The following is a 19,206-nucleotide window of genomic DNA, read 5'->3' as shown; positions in this document are numbered from 1 at the left end:
ATGAAAACAGAATATCAGAAGTCAGAAGTTAGAATGGGCTGAACGCCCCGCTACCGCTAACAGAATCAATTCTGTACGAATGGTGAATAGCGCCGTTGATTCAAGACTTGCTAGTTTATCTCGCCTGGGACTCGCCGTCAGTAATTTACCCTCGTAGACTGCAATACTCCACTCGATCTAGCTCTTAGTAGTTTATATATAGCGATCGCTCAGAGCAAAGCTATTATCACTTATTTGTCGAGATTTTCCTAGTGCAGGAACTGGTCTAGCTACTTGTAAAAAGATCGTCGAGCAGTATGGCGATCGCATCTAGGCTGAGTCGGAACCTAGCGGAGGAACAGTACTTTATCTTACCCTGAACGCAAATTAAGGTATCTTTAGATATATGTACTGTACACCTGCCTAATAACTTACTAATAACTGCATGATTCATAATCAGGCATTGCGACTCATTGAAGTTTTGCTAGTTGAAGACTCTCCTTGTGATGCTAACCTAACCATTAAAAGCTTCTTAAATGCCCAAATTGCCAACAACTTGTACTGGGTTGAAGATGGTGAAAGTGCTATGAACTACTTACGGGAGCAAGAAGAGTTCGCTTCTCCCCGTCCAGACTTAATCTTACTTAACCTGAATTCCCCAGGAATGGATAGGCGGGAAGTGTTAACAGAAATCAAATCAGACCCAAATATTGAATGCATTCCTGTTGTCATAATTAGTACCTCAAATGATAAGCAGGATATACCACATTCTGATAATCTCAGTGTTAATTGCTACGTAAGTAATAAAGCCTATTGATGTCTACCAGTTTATTCAGGTTGTGCAATCGATCTAAAGATTTCTGGCTGATAACAGTGACACTACCACGAACGGAATGGGGTTGGTAATTTAAATTGTTGCTAATAACAGCAGAGAAATAAGCCCTGTCTGAACCAATAGCAAATCAGGTGATTATCTAACAACTTGATATAACCCTGTACGATGGAAAAACCTATAATTCACATTTTATTAGTAGAAGATAGTCCTAATGATGCCCATCTGCTATGCCGGATATTTTTTCATGCAGATCAAGAACAGTGGCAGATGTTACATGTTGAACGGCTATCTGAAGCAATATATGCCAGCAGGGAAAACTCCGCGTCCACTGTTGATGATTCTCAGATAGAGAGTCGCAAGCAACGCAGATTCGACCTAGTTTTATTAGACCTCAGCCTCCCTGACTCCATTGGACTCGATACCTTGAAAGAATTTCGGGCAGCAGTTCCCGATATCCCAGTTGTGGTATTAACAGGGCTTGATGATGAAGATTTAGCAATGCAAGCATTAGCAGAAGGCGCACAAGACTATCTCGTTAAAGATCAAATAACGATACAACAGTTAGTGCGTGCCATTCGCTATGCCATTGAAAGGAGCGAAATTCTCAACCAACTACGGGATAGCGAAGAACATACCCGTCAGGCGCTGGCAAAAGAACAAGAACTCAACGAATTAAAATCGAACTTTGTAGCAATGGTCTCCCACGAATTCCGTACCCCCATGACTACGATTCGGACGGCTGTAGATATCCTTGAATATAACAGTGAAAAACTAACTGACGATCGCAGAACTAAATACTTCGATCGAATTCAAAATGCTATCAACCAGATGCTCAATCTCTTAGATGAGATACTATTTTTGAGTAAAACTGAAGCAGCTAAACTAGAATGCAAACCGACGTTTCTGGATTTAGAAAAATTCTGTACTGAACTTACAGATATTCTGCAAGTCAATGTAGGTAGTCAGCACAGCATTATTTTTACCTTTCAAGGTGAATCCACTCAAGCCCAAATGGATGAAGACCTCCTCAATTGTATCTTCACGAATTTGATTTCCAACGCCATCAAATATTCCCCTCCAAATAGCACTATTTGGTTTGATTTGATTTGTAAAGATGGTCTGGCAACTTTCCAGGTAAGAGATCGGGGAATGGGTATTCCCCTCAAAGACCAAATTTGTTTGTTTCAAACCTTTTATCGGGCTAGTAATGTGGGTATAATTCCAGGAACAGGACTAGGACTCACTATAGTTAAAAAATGTGTTGAGTTACACGGTGGTCATGTTCAATTAGAAAGTGAGGAGAATGTTGGCACAACAGTAATTGTGACTCTCCCACTGCAATGGCTAGGCGGGTAAACTAAATTTTACTGATTTAGAGACTATCAAAAAATAAATCAATAACCGTGTCACTATAGAAAATAGAGCTGCAATATTGAGCAATAGGAAGACTAAAGAACACTGTGCAGATAACATTCTTAGGGACGAGTTCCGGTGTACCGACGCGATCGCGCAATGTTTCCAGTGTCGCCCTGAGATTACCCCAAAGGGCAGAACTGTGGTTATTCGACTGTGGTGAAGGCACGCAGCATCAAATTATGCGGAGTGAACTAAAAATCAGTCAACTTTCCCGAATTTTTATCACCCACATGCACGGCGACCACATCTTTGGCTTGATGGGACTTCTTGCTACTTGCGGCTTGGCTGGCAATGTGGAACGAATTGATATATACGGCCCACCTGGATTAAATGATTACATTCAATCCGCCTCCCGTTACTCTTACACACACTTTTCTTACCCAATTAAAGTTCACGCCATCCGTCCAGGGGTAATTTATGAAGACAATGACTTCACCGTTAGCTGTGGTAATTTGCATCACCGTATTACAGCTTTCGGCTACCGCGTAGCCGAAAAAGACCGGACAGGACGCTTTGATGTAGAAAAAGCCAAAGCGTTGGAAATTCCTTCTGGTCGCATTTACGGTCAACTCAAACGCGGTGAAACTGTTACCCTTGACGACGGACGGGTAATTGATGGCACTCAATTATGCGGCCCTACAGAAATTGGTCGGAAAATCGCCTATTGTACAGACACTATTTATTGTGATGGTGCAGTAAAATTAGCTCAGGATGCAGATGTGTTAATTCACGAAGCAACCTTTGCCCACCAAGATGCAGACATGGCTTTTCAGCGCTTGCATTCCACAACCACAATGGCAGCGCAAACAGCTTTAGCTGCTGGGGCACATCGACTGATTATGAGTCATTTCAGTCCCCGCTATGCTCCCGGTAATACCTTAGAATTGAAGGATCTTCTTAAGGAAGCCCGTGCTATTTTTCCCCGTACTGACATGGCTTATGATTTCATGATTCATGAAGTACCCAGACGACGAGAAGTAGAGTTAACCAAGGTAGGCGTTTGAATTTTAGATTTTGGATTTTGGATTTTGGATTTCCTATTGAACTCTTATAATCTAAAATCTAAAATTAACTACGTTCTACCTTGGAGTTTAGTAATCCAACTCATAACGTCCAGCAAATAGGCAGCAGTTGATTTTTGCGAGTAAGTCAACTAATTAACCAATAATTTACGGTTAGCTAAGTGGATAAAAAATATATAAATATTATGGGTTAAATGTTTTTCTAAATGTGTTTTTTATATTACAAGTTATCAAAATAACTTTAATATATAGTAGTGGTGTATGTCAGATAACTTTTTACTTCAAAACTTAGGAAAAATAATTAATTTTCCGTCAAGATTTCTCTTTCTTAAATAAAATATTTATTAAAAATTTATTCTTCCAATACTGATTAAGAATTTATATGCGTGAATTGATGAACATGAAAGCGCCAGTTGGCATAATCTTGTGCCAAGTTAGCTTGTCATCCTTGGAAGAATAATTAAGTATGCTATTGCGGCTATAGGTGTAAAAAACATTTCCCATTTTTCATAAATCTTCCAAATAAATATAGTGTTTCGATATTAGAGGAGTTTGATAGTGGCTAAGATTAGTCTGAATCAAGAGCAACAGGTTACTACTTCAGCACAAAGCGCGGTTGACATCAGACAACTATCTACTATTTTGCTTCGCCGACGCTTTCTGATCTTCGGGGTTTCCTGCGTAGTTATGTCAGCTGCTAGTCTCTTAGCTGTCATTACCAAACCTGCTTACCAGAGCAATATGCAGATATTGGTGAATTCCAATTTATCTCAAGGGGCGCAATCAAATAATATTCCAGTCGAGGCAAATAATCAGATTAGTAATTCTAATTCTTTGGTTGTTGATTCAACTACTCAGATGAAACTCTTGCTGAGTTATAAGCTTCTCCAGAAAGCTGTAGATTTACTTCATTCTGATTATCCTGATATGACCTTAGCAGATATCAATGGTCAGACAAAACAGAATAAAAAATCACCTCTAGAAGTAACTCCAGAAGAGGGAGGTATAGGAGCTAATCAAGTTTTTAGTCAAGTATTTAAAGTTTCTTTCCACGATCGAGATCCAGTCAAAGCTCAAAAAATACTTCAAGCTCTACAAAAAGTCTATCAAAACTACAATAAAGAACAACAAAAAGAACGCCTAAATAATGGACTGGCTTTTGTAAATACTCGACTACCTGAGATAAAAAAAGAGGTTAGTAAAGCTGATAAGAATTTAGAACAATTTCGCAAAAAACATAAATTACTCGATCCCGAAGTCCAAAGTAAAATCCTGTTAGAATCTCTAGCCGATATTCAAAACCAGCTACAAAGCACTCGTGCTAACCTTCAAGATGCAAACGCTCGCTACGATAACCTAGAACAACAAATAGCGTCTTCATCCCAGCAGAATGAACTAATTTCTTCTCGTTTAAATCATTCAAGTCGCTACCAAACATTATTGAGTGAAATTCAAAAGACTGAACTAGCATTGGCTAAAGATCGACTGCGCTATACAGACGATTACCCATCGGTACAAAAACTAAAGCAGCAACGCCAAAGTCAATTGTCGCTATTACGACAAGAGGTTAAATCTATTACTACTAGTAGTAAGGGAGAACCCCTTTTAAAAGGGCAAATGGTAGGGGTCGATCCAACGCTAATAGACGAGTTTATTTTAGTGCAGACAACTGTTTTAGGACTAACTGCCAATGAAAAAAATCTAGCCGAGTCAGAACAGCGACTCCGTTCCGATCTCAACAAATATCCAAGCTTAATAGCAGAGTATAATCGTCTCCTCCCAAAAGTAGAAAGTAGTCATAAAACTCTTGAACAACTCCTGCAAGTGCAACAGTCTTTAGGACTGAAAATTGCTCAGGAGGGATATAATTGGCAAATTTTGACGGAGCCGGCTTTAGGGACTTATATGGGGAGCAACAGATTATTACTTTTGCTTGGGGGAGCGGTAATTGGGCCGATTTTAGGTATCTTAGCAGCCCTGATTTTGGAAAAATTTAATGATGCTATTTATTGTGCGGGAGATTTAAAGAAGCTGACGAATCTCCGTGTACTGGGATCGTTACCAAAACTACCGTCGCATGGTGGGAAAAAGCGGTGGCGGGGACTGTCTTGGAATGGACAACGCCGAGCAAATGACTCTGTAATAGAGGCCACGACTAAATTGCCCGTCCATGAGAACCTGGATATGATATACCAAAATATTCAGATATTAAAATATCCCTTACCTTTCAAGTCGTTGATGTTTACTTCAGCACTACCAGGAGAAGGGAAGACAACCTTAGTATTAGGGCTTGTAGCTAGTGCTACTCGGATGCATCGACGGGTATTAGTTATTGATGCTAATTTGCACAAACCTAGCCTGCACAAAATCCTAGAACTATCCAACGACTGGGGACTATCTCTGTTATTAGTTGATGAAACAACTACTCATTTTCAAGATTACATCCAGCCTATTCATCCTTCAATTGATATTTTGACTGCTGGGCCAGAACCAGAAGACACGGTGAAGTTGCTCAGTTCTCGAAGAATGAAAGAACTAATAGAGTTGTTTGAGCAAAGTTATGACTTAGTGCTGATAGATGCTCCGTCTATTTTAGGTACAGTTGATGCCAGGATTGTGGCATCTTTGTGCAATGGGATTGTGATGGTAGAGCGCATGGGTAAAGTAACCCGAAGTGAACTGACTCAAGCTACAGAAATTTTGAGTAATTTGAATTTAATTGGAATAATCGCTAATGAAGTGAGCAATTCTCGAAAGGTATTGGCATCGTAAGATTGGGGATTGGGGATTGGGGATTAGAAACAGGTAGAAGAGAGGAGAGGAATTCTCGCCCTGGCTTCTTTAGCTGATTTATCGCTGAGAGCTAAAGCAAAATGCATAATTAGTAGGAGGTGGCAACCTCCTGCGTTGGAGAGGTGTCTCATCTTAAAGTAGTAGACGCAAAAACCTAGAGCGTCAATTAGATACTAGTGTGATTAGATGACCAGCATGAAATTCCAACTTTACTTAGGCTTTTTATTTTCCCAGATTAAAGTACGTCATTGGTGGGTAAGTGTCCTTTTATGGATTGCTTTGGTTGCCCCAGCGCAAGCGTCTGTAATTCTGCGCGTGGCAATTGAGAGGGGTGTTAATCAGGTAAAAGTGGGCAGTTCCACCACTGGGATTGTCAAGGATAGTACCGGACGAACTCTCGGACAGTTACCAGCAATGAGTGCGTATTATGCCCAAGCTATTCCTGGCGGAGTTGCTTTAGATAAGTGGCAGTCTGGTTTATTTTGGATTGAGCCAACAGGTAAAGGATTCGTTTATATTGGCGATCGCTGGTATCGGGGCAGAACTCTGGTTGTTCCCACAGAAAAAGGCTTAACGGCTGTTAATTGGGTTGACGATCAAGAATATCTTTATAGCGTTCTCGGTGGCGAAATGGATGCTAGCTGGCCCCAAGAAGCTCTAAAAGCCCAAGCGATCGCAGCCCGCACTTATGCTCTTTATGAACGAGAAAAACAACGGAATAATCCTGTTTACGATTTAGGTAATACCCCGGATCGTTGGCAAATTTACAAAGGTGTGAGCAGTGAGGCTCCTGCTACTTACGCCGCAGTGGATTCCACACTAGGGCAGGTACTAACTTACAAAAACCGGATTATTCTCTCAGTTTTCCACGCTTGTTCTGGAGGACACACCGAAAATGTAGAAGATGTTTGGGGAAGCAGCGAGCCTTACCTACGCGCTGTTCAAGACTACGATCAAAATATTAGCGAGTGTAATTGGGTGAAAACCTTCTCGCCAACTGAAATTAGCGCTAAATTTCCGGGAGTTGGCACTGTGACGGCGATGACTCCAGAGACATACTCGCCTTTCCGCAGTGTTAAAGTCTTGAGAATTGTCGGCAATAAGGGTACGAAGGTGCTACAGGGTGAGGAAGTGCGAACAGCCCTGAAGCTAAAGAGTACCCGCTTTACCGTTACCAAGGGAGCCGATGGAAGTTTTGTACTGCAAGGGCTTGGCTACGGTCATGCTTTGGGTATGAGTCAGTGGGGGGCGTACAATCTGGCTCGGCAAGGAGTTAACCACCTGCAAATTTTGGGACATTATTATCAAGGTGTAGCCCTAACACCAATTCAGGCAAAGTAGTGAACTTCTGTACTTATAGCAACCGTCAAGGCGGTTTGAGCATAAATTGAAAGTAGTCTCTTTTTTTGTAGAGCGATCGCTGTATATATGTCCTAGCCGCCAAGGCGGTTGCTATATGTTACAAAACGCAAACAGGCTTCAAGCCCTTACTAATGAGCAATGACAAAGGACAGCCTTTGCCATTTAGCTTTAATTGCACCGACCTACTTAAACTTTTGCTTCCAAAGACTTGAGTAACTCGGTATTCACACCCGATTCACGAGTCAGAGCAATTTTCCCAGTGCGGGCGATTTCTTTCAAACCAAATTTTTGCAACACCTGCACGATGGCTACCATCTTACCCGGATCTCCCACAACTTCTAAGGTGAGAGAATCTTCAGCTACATCCACGACTCGCGCCCGGAAAATCTGAGATAGTTCGATCACTTCTGAGCGATTGCTGGTGCTAGCATTAACTTTCAAAAGCATCAGTTCCCTCTCTACGCAAGGGTTTTCGGTAATATCCTGTACCTTAAGGACATTGACTAACTTATATAGTTGCTTGGTGAGTTGCTCGATCACGCGATCGTCACCAGGTACAACCATCGTAATGCGGGAGACTCCTCCTTGTTCAGCAGGGCCAACAGCAAGGCTTTCAATATTAAAGCCGCGACGGGCGAATAAACCAGAAATGCGGGAAAGAACACCCGCCTCATCTTCTACCAGAACTGAAAGAGTATGTTTCATCTTCGCCGACAGAGGCTAGAGCAGGAATTGAGTAACGCAGACACTAGTACCACTTTGCAGAATTCACCCATTCAAAATTCAAAATTCCTTGAGTTTTAAACTCTTGACATTTTGTAAAATGTATGTTTTTTCTACTGTGATGTACTACTGCACTAATTGTCAGTGCGACCTTTAATTGTAAACTCAATAGTTGCACTCATTGCATTCTCTAAAAATAAATTGGGTAAAAATCATTCTGCAAGGAAGAGTTTCATTCAATGAATCTCTTTTCATAGGTAGATGCGGAATTTTGGTAAACCTTTTATACTCAAGTTTAATTAGCCATCTAATAGGAGAAAAGTTTTATGGGTTGGTTACAAAGATTATTTGGAATGGAAAAACCCGAAAATGCAGAAGTAAATCCTACTCCGCAGTCAATAGCGCCAGATACTACTAGTAGTAACGTTGCTACGCAATCAATACCCCCAGAACGTTTAGGATTAAGCGGCGAATACGACCAAAGTGGCTTGGCAAAGCGCGTAGCGTTGGCATTCGATCAAGATCCCCAACTTGATGATGTTAATACCCTTTGGGTTGCTCAGACGGGTAGCACAGTGGTGTTGAAAGGGAAAGTTCCCAGCCAAGAAATTCTCAATAAGATGGTTTCTGTAGCTAATTCTGTGAATGGGGCTACAGATGTTGATACTAACCAGGCCACGATTGGCTAGGCGTTAAGCAATTTAAAATTCAATAGCGGGATTGGCTAGTGCGATCGCTGCCATTGCATAATATTTAGGAAGTAAGTGATGCCTGGCGATGCGTGCGGCGGGCTACGCCTACGCTAACCCATCTCTCAATCCAATCTAAAATAGCTTGGTTAACTAGTTCAGGACATTCATCATGGGGACAATGCCCTACGTTTTCCAAATTCAGCACTTCCAACTTCTCGTTGTACTGAGCGAATTGGCTAGCCAGGGCTGGGGGAACAAACCGATCCTTTTGTCCCCAAATTAACAGCATCGGAATTGTTAAGGTTGGTAACACTATCTTGACACTGGGACTAAAGTTAATTCCGATCGCAGCTTTGAACAAAGCACTAAAAGCCCTCGCCGAACCTCTGTCTTGGGGAGGGCCAGCTAAAATTTCTATGAGTTCATCGGTAATCGCCTCTGGGTTGGCGTAGGCGATACTAGCCCAACGACGCAGCACCCCAGGACGGCGCACGAAGTTAAACACGGGTTTTAGAATCAACGGCGAAGCGACAATATTTTTAATTGCTCTGACAAGTGGTTGCAACACAGGCGGGATTGCTTCTTGCTCTAGTGAAGGGTCTGGTAAACTCATCATCACCATACCCAGAACCATATCGGGGTGGGTAGCTGCGGCGGCCATCGAAATCAGCGAACCGTTGGAATTGCCCACCAAAATTGCTGGTTCACGGATAAATGTTTTCCAAAAATCGTAAACCTGCTCAACCCAGAGTTCGATGCTGTAATTAGCTGCGGCTTTTTCCGAAGCGCCAAAACCCAGCATATCGATGGCGTAAACAGTGTGATGTTCAGCCAACACTTCTAAATTATGTCGCCAATGACCAATGGAAGCGCCAAAGCCATGTAGCAATATCAGGGGTGTTGTCTTGTGATGATTTTGGGCAGGGCGAATGTAAGTATAGCGAGTTTGCCAGCCGCGCCAAACCCAATCCCTTTGATTACCAACCCGCTCTTGCCAGTGTAGTGTAGTAGTCACAGTCTCCTTTAATTCATCAGCTTTAAATTCTATTATAGAAAAATGTCTGAGAACCTCGTTACTTCAGCACCGAACCACCTATACATCTAATTCCACTATCTCTATCAAGCGGGTAGGTACGCTATCAATACGGTTCGGATAAGATCCCCCCGCCTGCGGCGACACCCTTAAAAAGGGGGTAAAGATGACGGTAAAATAAACCGTTACCCCACTTGGGAGAAGGCAATACAAGGGCATCTTTTAAGATATGCTCTCAAGTTTTTACCCTGACTCCCCAATTGTCTAGAGTGAAGTTCATAGCTAGTGAAGGTATTGTAATAAAAGCAATTACTGGATAAAACAAAAAATTTATATGACCTCAGTTTCTCCTCACAAAAAAGCCAGAGCTTTAAAACCTACCAGCCGCCGCCCTGCGAAAGAACTTTGTAGCGAGTGCGGACTATGCGATACATACTATATTCACTATGTCAAAGAAGCCTGTGCTTTTATTAATCAGCAAATAGGCGAACTAGAAGAAGAAACCCACACGCGATCGCGCCATCTCGAAAACCCTGATGAGTTATACTTTGGTGTCCATCAAGACATGATGGCAGCGCGGAAACAGCAACCAATCGAAGGCGCACAATGGACGGGTATTGTTAGCAGCATTGCTATTGAAATGCTGAATCGCGGCTTAGTTGAAGGTGTGGTGTGTGTACAAAACACCAAAGAAGACCGCTTTCAACCCATGCCCGTCATCGCCCGAACTCCAGAAGAAATACTAGCAGCGCGGGTAAATAAACCAACACTTTCCCCCAACCTTTCCGTATTAGAACAGATAGAGAAATCGGGGATGAAGCGGCTGTTGGTAATTGGTGTTGGTTGCCAAATCCAGGCATTACGAGCCGTCGAAAAACAACTGGGTTTAGAAAAGCTGTATGTTTTGGGTACGCCCTGCGTAGATAATGTTAACCGCGCTGGACTGCAAAAATTCTTAGAAACAACTAGCCGATCGCCTGATACAGTCGTGCATTACGAATTTATGCAAGACTTTCGGGTTCACTTCAAACATGAGGATGGCTCATCAGAAACAGTGCCTTTCTTTGGTTTGAAGACCAACAAACTTAAAGATGTCTTTGCCCCATCTTGTATGAGTTGCTTTGATTACGTCAACTCCCTAGCCGATTTAGTTGTTGGCTACATGGGCGCACCCTTCGGCTGGCAATGGATTGTAGTTAGAAATGACACTGGTAAGGAAATGCTGGATTTGGTGCAAGACCAGTTAGACACTCAACCAGTTACGTCTAAAGGCGATCGCAAGGAAGCTGTACAACAAAGTATTCCCGCTTACGATAAAGGCGTGACCCTTCCCATGTGGGCGGCAAAACTGATGGGTGTGGTTATCGAAAAAATCGGCCCCAAGGGTTTGGAATATGCGCGTTTCTCCATTGATTCTCACTTCACTCGGAATTATTTGTATGTGAAGCGAAATCATCCAGAGAAATTAGAAGCGCACGTTCCAGAGTTTGCCAAGCGTATTGTTGGGCAATATAAGTTACCAGAATAAAAATTGGGAGTTGATAAAGGGGCAGAGCGGAAAACTAATCTCCATGCCCCATGCCCCACTTAGTTGTAACTACTAGCTTGACGAGTAAACATTAGGTGATACTGTCCGCCTAGTGCGATTAGTTCGTCATGAGTGCCGACTTCGATTATTTGACCGTGTTCTAGGACTACTACTCGGTCTGCTAGTTTTGCTAAGGCGAGGCGATGGCTGACTACAACGGCTATTCTCCCCTTGGCCAGAGTACGCAAAATGTTGTAAATCTCGTGTTCTGTTTTGGGGTCAAGATTTGCTGTTGGCTCATCAAGTATGAGTAATTCGGCTGGAGACAGTCGCAGCAATGCACGAGCGATCGCTAATCTCTGCCATTGTCCCCCTGATAAATCGATACCACCCTCTAGCTGTTTGCCTAAGAGGGTTTCTAAACCACCATCTAGCTTTTCAATTACTTTAGCCAAACCAGCCTCAGCGATCGCTTCCGTAATTGCTTCGTCATCCTGCATTTTCGGTAAATTCCCAAAGGCAACATTTTCACGCACGGTAGTCGGAAAACGAGCGTAATCTTGCATAACGACATCAATCCGCGATCGCAAATCTTCTAAAGGGAGCGATCGCAAATCTTGCCCATTCCAAATAATCGCACCCTGGCTAGGGTCATAGAGGCGACACAATAGCTTTGTTAAAGTCGTCTTACCAGCACCATTTTCACCCACTAATACAATCATCTCGTTAGGGTGAATTCTCAAGTTGATGTTTTTTAGGATGGGGCGATCGCTATTTGGATAGGTAAAGGATAGATTTTCGATGTCGATACCTTTCTGTAATGCTTCACCCGATAAACTTTGCCGATTTCCATTTCTTTGAAAGTTCTGATTGTTAGCAGCCGATTCCCTAGTTTTTCCCCATGACTCTGGATGAGAACTGGATAATTGTGGCTCTAACTCCAAAAGCTGGAAAATGGGCGTTGTTGCCAGTGCAATATCATACAACTCTGACCCGCCAGACATCAAATTATCCAAACTTCGACGCACTTCTAAAATTACCCCAGTGTAAAGCGCCAAATCTCCTAAAGTATGGGTTCCACCTAGCACTCCCTGAACTACATATAAATATGGCAACGCAAAGCCTAAGCCACTGAGTAAAGACCAACCAATAACCGCCGTTGTCCCCCGACGACGGATCTGTTCCATTGCTCTAAAAATTGTCCGATAAAGTCCGTGCCAACGTTCTAGTAGTAAAGGCTGCAAACTAAACAAGCGTATTTCTTTGGCGTATGTCTCTCCAGTTAAAACCGTTTTATATAAGTTCATTTCCCGAAGAACACTTGCTTGGGTTTTTTCTACCCTCCAAACTTGCTTACGGTATTTCCTTTCTACATACATGGCAGGGGTAACACAGCTAAACAAAATTAGTGGTATCCACCAAGCAAGGGACACCGAAAGGAGTATGGCTGGTATGAAGATAAAAATTCCCTCTAACATCATTACCAGCCTGACACAAAGTTCTGGAAGTCGTAGTACCCCTTTTTCGGTCAACTGCAATAAATTGAGCAAATCGGGTGTTTCAAACAGGGCAATATCTTCAAAAGTGGCAACCTTCTCAATCACTTGTCCTTGGATAAAGCCTGTAATCCGATCGCGCAGGGAAGTATATACAAAGCTATTTATGTTAGCGATCGCATCACTCACCAAATTTACCAGCAGTGAACCTGCAATACTGGAGAGTAGCAATGGTTGAGAAAGGATCAGGGCGATCGCATTCTGCGTTGTTCCCGTACTCAATAAGCGGGTAATTTCATCAATGATTACCTTATTGAGCCAAATGGCGATCGCTGGCCCTGCACCACCCAGTAATGTCAAAATTGCCACATAGCGTAGCTCCTGTGGAACTACTTGCATCACCGTCATCACACTGCGGCGAAATGCTTGGAATGGAGAAATTTCAATTATTTGCATATATTTTAAAGTAGCAAATAATAGCAAAATTCTCAGAGCAGCGTTGTGATCTCAATTTCAATCAGTAGGGAGCAATTATACTGATATCAAGTTACTATAGGACTCATATTTGATTTTTGAACAAAACTCAGTACACCTTTATTCCTTCTTCCCAGTCCCCAGTCCCTAATCCCCAGTCCCTTACCTCTACGAGTGATTCAGAAATCAAATCGGATTGCTATAGCAGATATGAGCGTAGGCATCCTGATCTAAGTGCAGGAAAATTTTGATAATTAAGCGATAGTTTTCCGAAATTGATAATCTAAGTTTGGTAGTAATTAACAGAACCCTAAATTATAAATGACTTCTATAAATAGCCTTGGGGGAATATGGCCCTAAAAAAACCTGGTCTTTGCGATCGGGTTTTTTGGCATAGATAAATTAATAACAATCAGAAGCGAAACCCAAACTTAAGTTAATTGTGATCGAATCATCCACACCAAAATACCTAAGATTTGCTCTACTGGCGGGATTAAGTATTCAGTTAAATCAATAGTAACAGTGCTTTCCTCTAACTTCAGGAACGTCCACAAATTACCACTACTAACACTACCATAGATAGTAGCAAGAGGTTTTTCATTTTTGGCATTAAACCTTTGGGCGGCAATCATTTCTGCAATACACTGCCCCAAACCACCTTTGAGATTTTCCTTCTTGGCTTCCACTATCACCACTGCTGGAGCTTCAATAAATAACTGTTCTAGCGAAAGACTAATCAAAAAGTCGCAAAATCCCGCCAGTCCCACTTCTGGCTCAACATTAAATTCTTCTCCAGAAAAGAAACTGATTTGTCTGTTCAGAATTTTTCGGATTTCAAACAAGATTGGACTGATAATCAATTCCGATCGAGCTTTCTCAGAACCCATTGCAATTGCTAGCTGGATACTTTCTGCTAAAAATTCAGCCAGCATTGGGCTTGGCAAGATTGGTTCTATCGGCGGCAAAAACCGTCCGCCCTCTACTAGGGTGAGGTTAAAGTCTTGTTTTACTTTTCTCAAAGAAAATTCTCTATAAGACATTCAGTCTCTCCATTAAATCCCCTCTCCGATTCGGAGAGGGGTTAGAGGTAAGGTTAAGCTGGATAAATCCGCAATCTTCTATTTGGTTCTTCGCCAAAACTATGCGACTTGAGGCGATAATGTTCTACCAACTCATGTTGCATTTTGCGGACTTGAGGAGAACGCGGTAATAACTCAACTGGCTGTCCTTTAGGAATCACAATTTGCTCAACAGCAAGTCTAGCTTCTTCCAAGGCATCCATCTCATCATCGCTACCATTGTGCAAAAACAGTTGCAATTCTAAGTCATCGGCCATTTCTGGATCGTCCATGTTCAGCAACCGCCGCAAGCCACGGGTAATTTGCGGAATGGTACTGGACTTAATCATGTGGATGGGTACATGACGGGCTTTGGCCATTTGGCGTAATTTGGCATGGTTTTTGACGTGCGATCGCAGTGCTAAAATTGCATCAGCAGTATCTATATCTTTTGTCAATACCACGGGTAAAGTTAGCACGCTAATTACCTGTTCTAATTGGTGGCGACTAACGCCATAAGGGTAAACGTGCAGTGGCAAATCTTCACCATTTGGCCCTGGCACTCTTGTAGCAGAATCCAAATCAATGCTCTCAGAATAATTGAAGGATTCATCCAGCAATCGATCGAACTCACTGCGTCCAGTCACCCGTTCTACAGGCAATTGCGGTAGTGCAACCATTTGTCCAGAAGAACGCCAGCCATTAGATGGTCGCGCCGGGGCGAAAGAATCTTCCACTGTGGCTAGCTGTCCACCGCGACCGTTGACAACAGCTAACTGCCTTGTAACCCCAATTTTGCCCTGATCGTCAACGGTTCTCGTTTGTGGGGTAGCCTGACGACCCCGCAGCAGAGTATCTACTGTGTCAGCAACACTTTCGTGTACTGTCCAACGTTGGCGTTCCAACATTTCCACAGCAATTTCAAAGGTAGGAGGGGCTTTCCGCTCCAAAACAGTCTTTTGAGAGCCTCGCCGTCTGGCTTCGTCGTCTCCTAGGGTAACAGCTTGGATACCCCCAACTAAATCAGCCAAGGTAGGGTTTTTAATCAGATTTTCGATCTGATTCCCGTGGGCAGTACCTATCAACTGTACGCCCCGTTCAGCAATGGTACGAGCCGCTAAAGCTTCCAGTTCTGTGCCAATTTCATCAATAACAATGACTTCTGGCATGTGGTTTTCCACTGCCTCAATCATCACCTGATGCTGTTGTTCTGGATGAGCCACTTGCATCCGTCTTGCGCGACCAATGGCAGGGTGGGCGATATCACCATCCCCGGCGATTTCATTGGAAGTGTCAATAATCACCACTCGCTTATGCAGATCATCCGCCAATACCCGGGCAATTTCCCGTAAGGCGGTAGTTTTGCCCACGCCTGGACGACCCAGCATGAGAATCGATTTACCAGTTTCTACCAAATCGCGGATCATGCCAATGGTTCCGAATACCGCTCGACCAACGCGACAGGTCAAGCCAATAATCTTACCACTACGGTTGCGGATAGCACTGATCCGATGCAAAGTTTGCTCAATTCCTGCCCGATTATCTCCGCCAAAAATTCCGACTCGTTCAATGCAATCATCTATCTGTTCTTGAGTAACAGGTATTTCGCTCAGATACTCAGCTTGATTCGGAAAGCGAGCTTCTGGGCGACGACCCAAATCCAAGACTACTTCTACTAAAGTATCTCGTTTGGGATGACTCTCTAGTACTTGTTGCAGGTCTTGGGGCAAAATATCTAATAACTTTTGGAGATCGTCTGTAATCGTCATGCTTTCTATGGTGACGGAAACAACAGTAAATCGATACTTTCAGCTTCTAACGGTTCTCAAGCGCTCATTCAATGCTCAAACCTCCTACCTTGACTATACAAACATAAATTAAACATGAATTACAGAACTTTTTATGACTAAGTAATTATGCCTAACTAATGCTCACTTTCCCTTCTCTGCCGTGACTTAATTTGGGAAACGAGAGAATGGGCAAGTTCTACAGCTTGCCAAAGTAATACTTCATCTTCTTCTAGGCGAATAGTTGCCTTCATATTGGCGTTACTTACCTCCTTATTCTCTAACTTTTCGAGAATTGGTGACAGCAATACACGGGCGTAGCTACCGTAGGCAACCCCGGCAATGGAGGATGGGGGGGAGAGAGGCAGAGGGGCAGAGGGGCAGAGGGGCAGAGGGGCAGAAAATTCTCGCTTCTCCCCTGCTCCCCTGCTCCCCTGCTCCCCTGCTCTCTTCAGCAGTCCCATTGCCTTTAACTTAGCAACTGTATAGCTATTTGTGCCGCCTGCTAACTGCACATATCCCGGTAATTTCGCTGCCAAAACTTTCTGCCCTAATTTGACTGCGGCTATTGTAGTGCCATCGCCAATATCGCCACTCATCGCACGACCGTCGGTTTGCCAAATTAAAGCACTTTTGAGTGGGGCAATCAGGTCATACACTGTTCTTAGATAATCAGTCATCCCCTCGCCATCGGGACAGCTGATAGCTAGTACCTTTAATTGATCGGCCCACGGTGAAATTGCTTGCCACAATCGCTGAAATTCTGCCAACCGCCCTACTTGTGTATGGATTTCTACGGCATCTACTCCTGTTGACATTACTAATGGCGCGATCGCTCCTGGCGTTGTCACATACGAAGCTGTATAAATTATACTGTATGGACAAATTGGGATGCAACGACCGCAGCCATAACACTTTTCGGAAACTACTCCCGAAAAGTCTTCTTTGATACTGTCAAAAACGATCGCTTGTGCTGGACAAATCCGTTCACAGGGTCTAGGGCAATCTTTAGGACACTCATTAGGATTAAATTCTGCTTTGCGAAAATGGGGGTCTTCTCCATCGTTTAGGCTGACCATTAAAAAGGGTGAGTTGCCTTTGTAGTCAAAGCCTCGTTTTTGGGCATCCTTAGCAAGAGTTTTAGCTACTTGTAGCCCAGCTTGCGCTGCTGCAATCACTGCTGGATCAGCTGCAACATCTATGCAGTCAGCGCCCGCCAAAGTATAGGCTAACGTTAAACTTCTGACTGCCGGCAAATGCTGGAAGCTAGCTCCGCAGATGAGCTTGAACCAGTCACCTTGTTTGAGAGATTGTAAAGGGACGAACAAATCAGTCACACTTCTATTATGCGTTTATGTGACTAAAAATAGTCGTCTGCGATCGAGAAAAAGTCCCGATTTCCTGAATTATATCAAGTTCGCTGTTGGCTAACGCTCAGGTTGCTCAATGGGAATTTCGATCGCAAACTCTGCTCCTTCCCCAACAGGAGAAGCACAGGTAATATTTCCTCGGTGTTTTTGGACGATAATCTGATAGCTAATAGATAATCCTAGCCCACTACCTTTGCCCACAGGTTTTGTGGTAAAAAATGGGTCAAATAAACGCGATCGCACCGACTCTTCTATACCAAGACCATTATCTGCGATCGCAATTTTCACCATATTAAAGTCTGTCACCTCTGTGTGAATCCGAATTTGGGGAGTAGGAAGAAGCCACTGCGGTTTTGGGGTTTCTCCAAGTGCAGAAGGCAGTAGAGTCTTCTCCCAACGCGAAGGAGCATCTTGAAGAGTTGGGGAGACACTAAAAGCGATGGGATCTTCCGAAGTGGAGGAACTACCGTCAATTGGCATTAGAGAATAAGGATTAGAAGCTTGATTTTCCACTTTCTCTTCTATTGCATCTATGGCATTATTCAACAGATGCATGAATACTTGATTGAGTTCACTTGCATAACAAGTGACTAGGGGTAAATTACCATAATCTTTCACTACAATAATTGCCGGACGGTCTGCGGCTTCTCTGAGCCGATGTTGTAACATCACCAAAGTATTTTCGATGTCTTCATGGATATCTACCCGTTTCATCTCTGCTTCATCATGGCGAGAAAAGTGTTGTAGCGCTAGAACTATTTCCCGAATGCGATCGGAGCCTCTATACATTGCACCTATCAGGTTTTGCAGATCCTTAATCATAAAATTTAGGTCTACATCTTGGGCTATTTGCTGAATTCTGGGTGTGGGTTTGGGATATTCTTGTTGATAGACCTCAATCATATTCACTAGGTCTTGCACATATTGACCAGCATATTGCAGATTACCATAAATAAAACTGATGGGGTTATTAATCTCATGAGCCAAACCGGCCACTAACTGCCCTAGCGCCACCATCTTTTCGTTTTGAATTTGTTGAACTTGAGCAGATTTCAAGTTATCAAGAGCCTCTTGTAATAAAAAGTTTTTTTCTTGCAGTTTAACTTGGAGCAAACGTAAATTAATTTGATTTTCAATTCGCAACACAACCTCTGCCCCATGAAAAGGTTTGGCAATATAATCTACACCACCAACATCAAAGGCTTTTACCTTATCTACAACATCATCCAAAGCGCTGATAAAAATTACTGGAACTTCGCAAGTTTTCTCATCAGCTTTTAGTTGTTGACAAACTTGATAGCCATCCATCTCTGGCATATTGATATCTAGCAAAATCACATCTGGTAAAACCATTTGACACGCAGTCAGTGCCATTTTCCCGTTTAAGGCTTTACGAACTTCAAAACCTTGTGCAGTCAACATTGCCGACAAAAGCCGCAAATTATCCGGGGTATCATCGACTACCAAAATGTTTTTTTTATGATGGTTAATTTGATTAAAATGCATTATTATCAAAAGCTATGCGTATAGTTATTGAGGATAGTAAATGCTATCTTTGAAATCACCATAAAATTTGTTTATTAATTTCACCAAAATAGTTATATTTATAGTTTAACTCCCACGATGACTGGAGAGGAC

Annotated in this window: 14 protein-coding genes; 7 read left to right on the top strand and 7 right to left on the bottom strand. The window is 42.9% G+C overall.

Features of this window, described 5'->3' with window-relative positions:
* Positions 1 to 424 precede the first annotated feature (424 nt).
* The 5 genes from V7K55_RS15785 to V7K55_RS15765 all read left to right on the top strand — a co-directional run bounded on the left by V7K55_RS15785 (position 425) and on the right by V7K55_RS15765 (position 7,386).
* A complete protein-coding gene (locus tag V7K55_RS15785; protein WP_334832818.1) occupies positions 425 to 796 on the top strand; it encodes a response regulator in 372 nt (123 codons plus the stop codon).
* A 183-nt stretch (positions 797 to 979) separates the two neighbouring features.
* The gene (locus V7K55_RS15780) at positions 980 to 2,170 is read left to right on the top strand and encodes a hybrid sensor histidine kinase/response regulator (RefSeq protein ID WP_334832816.1); all 1,191 of its coding nucleotides are present in this window, start codon (positions 980 to 982) and stop codon (positions 2,168 to 2,170) included.
* Between the two features lie 104 nt (positions 2,171 to 2,274).
* Positions 2,275 to 3,234 carry a ribonuclease Z gene (locus tag V7K55_RS15775; RefSeq protein ID WP_094332666.1) on the top strand — a complete coding sequence of 320 codons (960 nt, stop codon included), beginning with the start codon at positions 2,275 to 2,277 and terminating at the stop codon, positions 3,232 to 3,234.
* A gap of 576 nt (positions 3,235 to 3,810) precedes the next feature.
* Positions 3,811 to 6,024, top strand: coding sequence for a GumC family protein (locus tag V7K55_RS15770; RefSeq protein ID WP_334832814.1), 2,214 nt, complete (start codon positions 3,811 to 3,813; stop codon positions 6,022 to 6,024).
* A 216-nt stretch (positions 6,025 to 6,240) separates the two neighbouring features.
* Complete coding sequence (locus V7K55_RS15765; RefSeq protein ID WP_334832812.1) at positions 6,241 to 7,386, top strand: SpoIID/LytB domain-containing protein; 1,146 nt, start codon at positions 6,241 to 6,243, stop codon at positions 7,384 to 7,386.
* A gap of 207 nt (positions 7,387 to 7,593) precedes the next feature.
* Here the strand turns inward: V7K55_RS15765 and ilvN are convergent, their stop codons facing one another.
* Positions 7,594 to 8,112: an acetolactate synthase small subunit gene (ilvN, locus tag V7K55_RS15760; protein WP_334832810.1), complete on the bottom strand. Its 519-nt coding sequence runs from the start codon at positions 8,110 to 8,112 to the stop codon at positions 7,594 to 7,596.
* 344 nt (positions 8,113 to 8,456) lie between these two features.
* Here ilvN and V7K55_RS15755 point away from each other — a divergent pair, with 344 nt between their 5' ends.
* Positions 8,457 to 8,819, top strand: coding sequence for a BON domain-containing protein (locus V7K55_RS15755; RefSeq protein ID WP_334832808.1), 363 nt, complete (start codon positions 8,457 to 8,459; stop codon positions 8,817 to 8,819).
* 64 nt (positions 8,820 to 8,883) lie between these two features.
* Here the strand turns inward: V7K55_RS15755 and V7K55_RS15750 are convergent, their stop codons facing one another.
* Positions 8,884 to 9,837, bottom strand: a complete 954-nt coding sequence (locus V7K55_RS15750; RefSeq protein ID WP_334832806.1) for an alpha/beta fold hydrolase — start codon at positions 9,835 to 9,837, stop codon at positions 8,884 to 8,886.
* A gap of 352 nt (positions 9,838 to 10,189) precedes the next feature.
* Between V7K55_RS15750 and V7K55_RS15745 the strand changes: the two genes are divergently transcribed.
* Positions 10,190 to 11,383, top strand: a complete 1,194-nt coding sequence (locus tag V7K55_RS15745) for a Coenzyme F420 hydrogenase/dehydrogenase, beta subunit C-terminal domain (RefSeq protein WP_334832804.1) — start codon at positions 10,190 to 10,192, stop codon at positions 11,381 to 11,383.
* 59 nt (positions 11,384 to 11,442) lie between these two features.
* Here V7K55_RS15745 and V7K55_RS15740 read toward each other — a convergent pair whose 3' ends face one another.
* From V7K55_RS15740 to V7K55_RS15720, 5 genes are all read right to left on the bottom strand, one after another.
* Positions 11,443 to 13,335, bottom strand: coding sequence for an ABC transporter ATP-binding protein (locus V7K55_RS15740; RefSeq protein WP_334832802.1), 1,893 nt, complete (start codon positions 13,333 to 13,335; stop codon positions 11,443 to 11,445).
* Between the two features lie 449 nt (positions 13,336 to 13,784).
* Positions 13,785 to 14,393, bottom strand: coding sequence for a hypothetical protein (locus V7K55_RS15735; RefSeq protein ID WP_334832800.1), 609 nt, complete (start codon positions 14,391 to 14,393; stop codon positions 13,785 to 13,787).
* Positions 14,394 to 14,446: 53 nt separating this feature from the next.
* Entirely contained in the window at positions 14,447 to 16,180 is a 1,734-nt protein-coding gene (locus V7K55_RS15730) for a R3H domain-containing nucleic acid-binding protein (RefSeq protein ID WP_334832798.1), read from the bottom strand.
* 155 nt (positions 16,181 to 16,335) lie between these two features.
* Positions 16,336 to 17,535, bottom strand: a complete 1,200-nt coding sequence (gene ldpA / locus V7K55_RS15725; protein WP_334832796.1) for a circadian clock protein LdpA — start codon at positions 17,533 to 17,535, stop codon at positions 16,336 to 16,338.
* Between the two features lie 90 nt (positions 17,536 to 17,625).
* On the bottom strand, positions 17,626 to 19,074 hold the full coding sequence (locus V7K55_RS15720) for a hybrid sensor histidine kinase/response regulator (RefSeq protein ID WP_334832794.1): 1,449 nt from the start codon (positions 19,072 to 19,074) through the stop codon (positions 17,626 to 17,628).
* Positions 19,075 to 19,206 lie beyond the last annotated feature (132 nt).

This window comes from Nostoc sp., from assembly GCF_036919895.1.
In the GTDB taxonomy this organism is placed as follows: Bacteria; Cyanobacteriota; Cyanobacteriia; order Cyanobacteriales; family Nostocaceae; genus Nostoc.
This window is presented reverse-complemented; position numbering and strand designations above follow the sequence as displayed.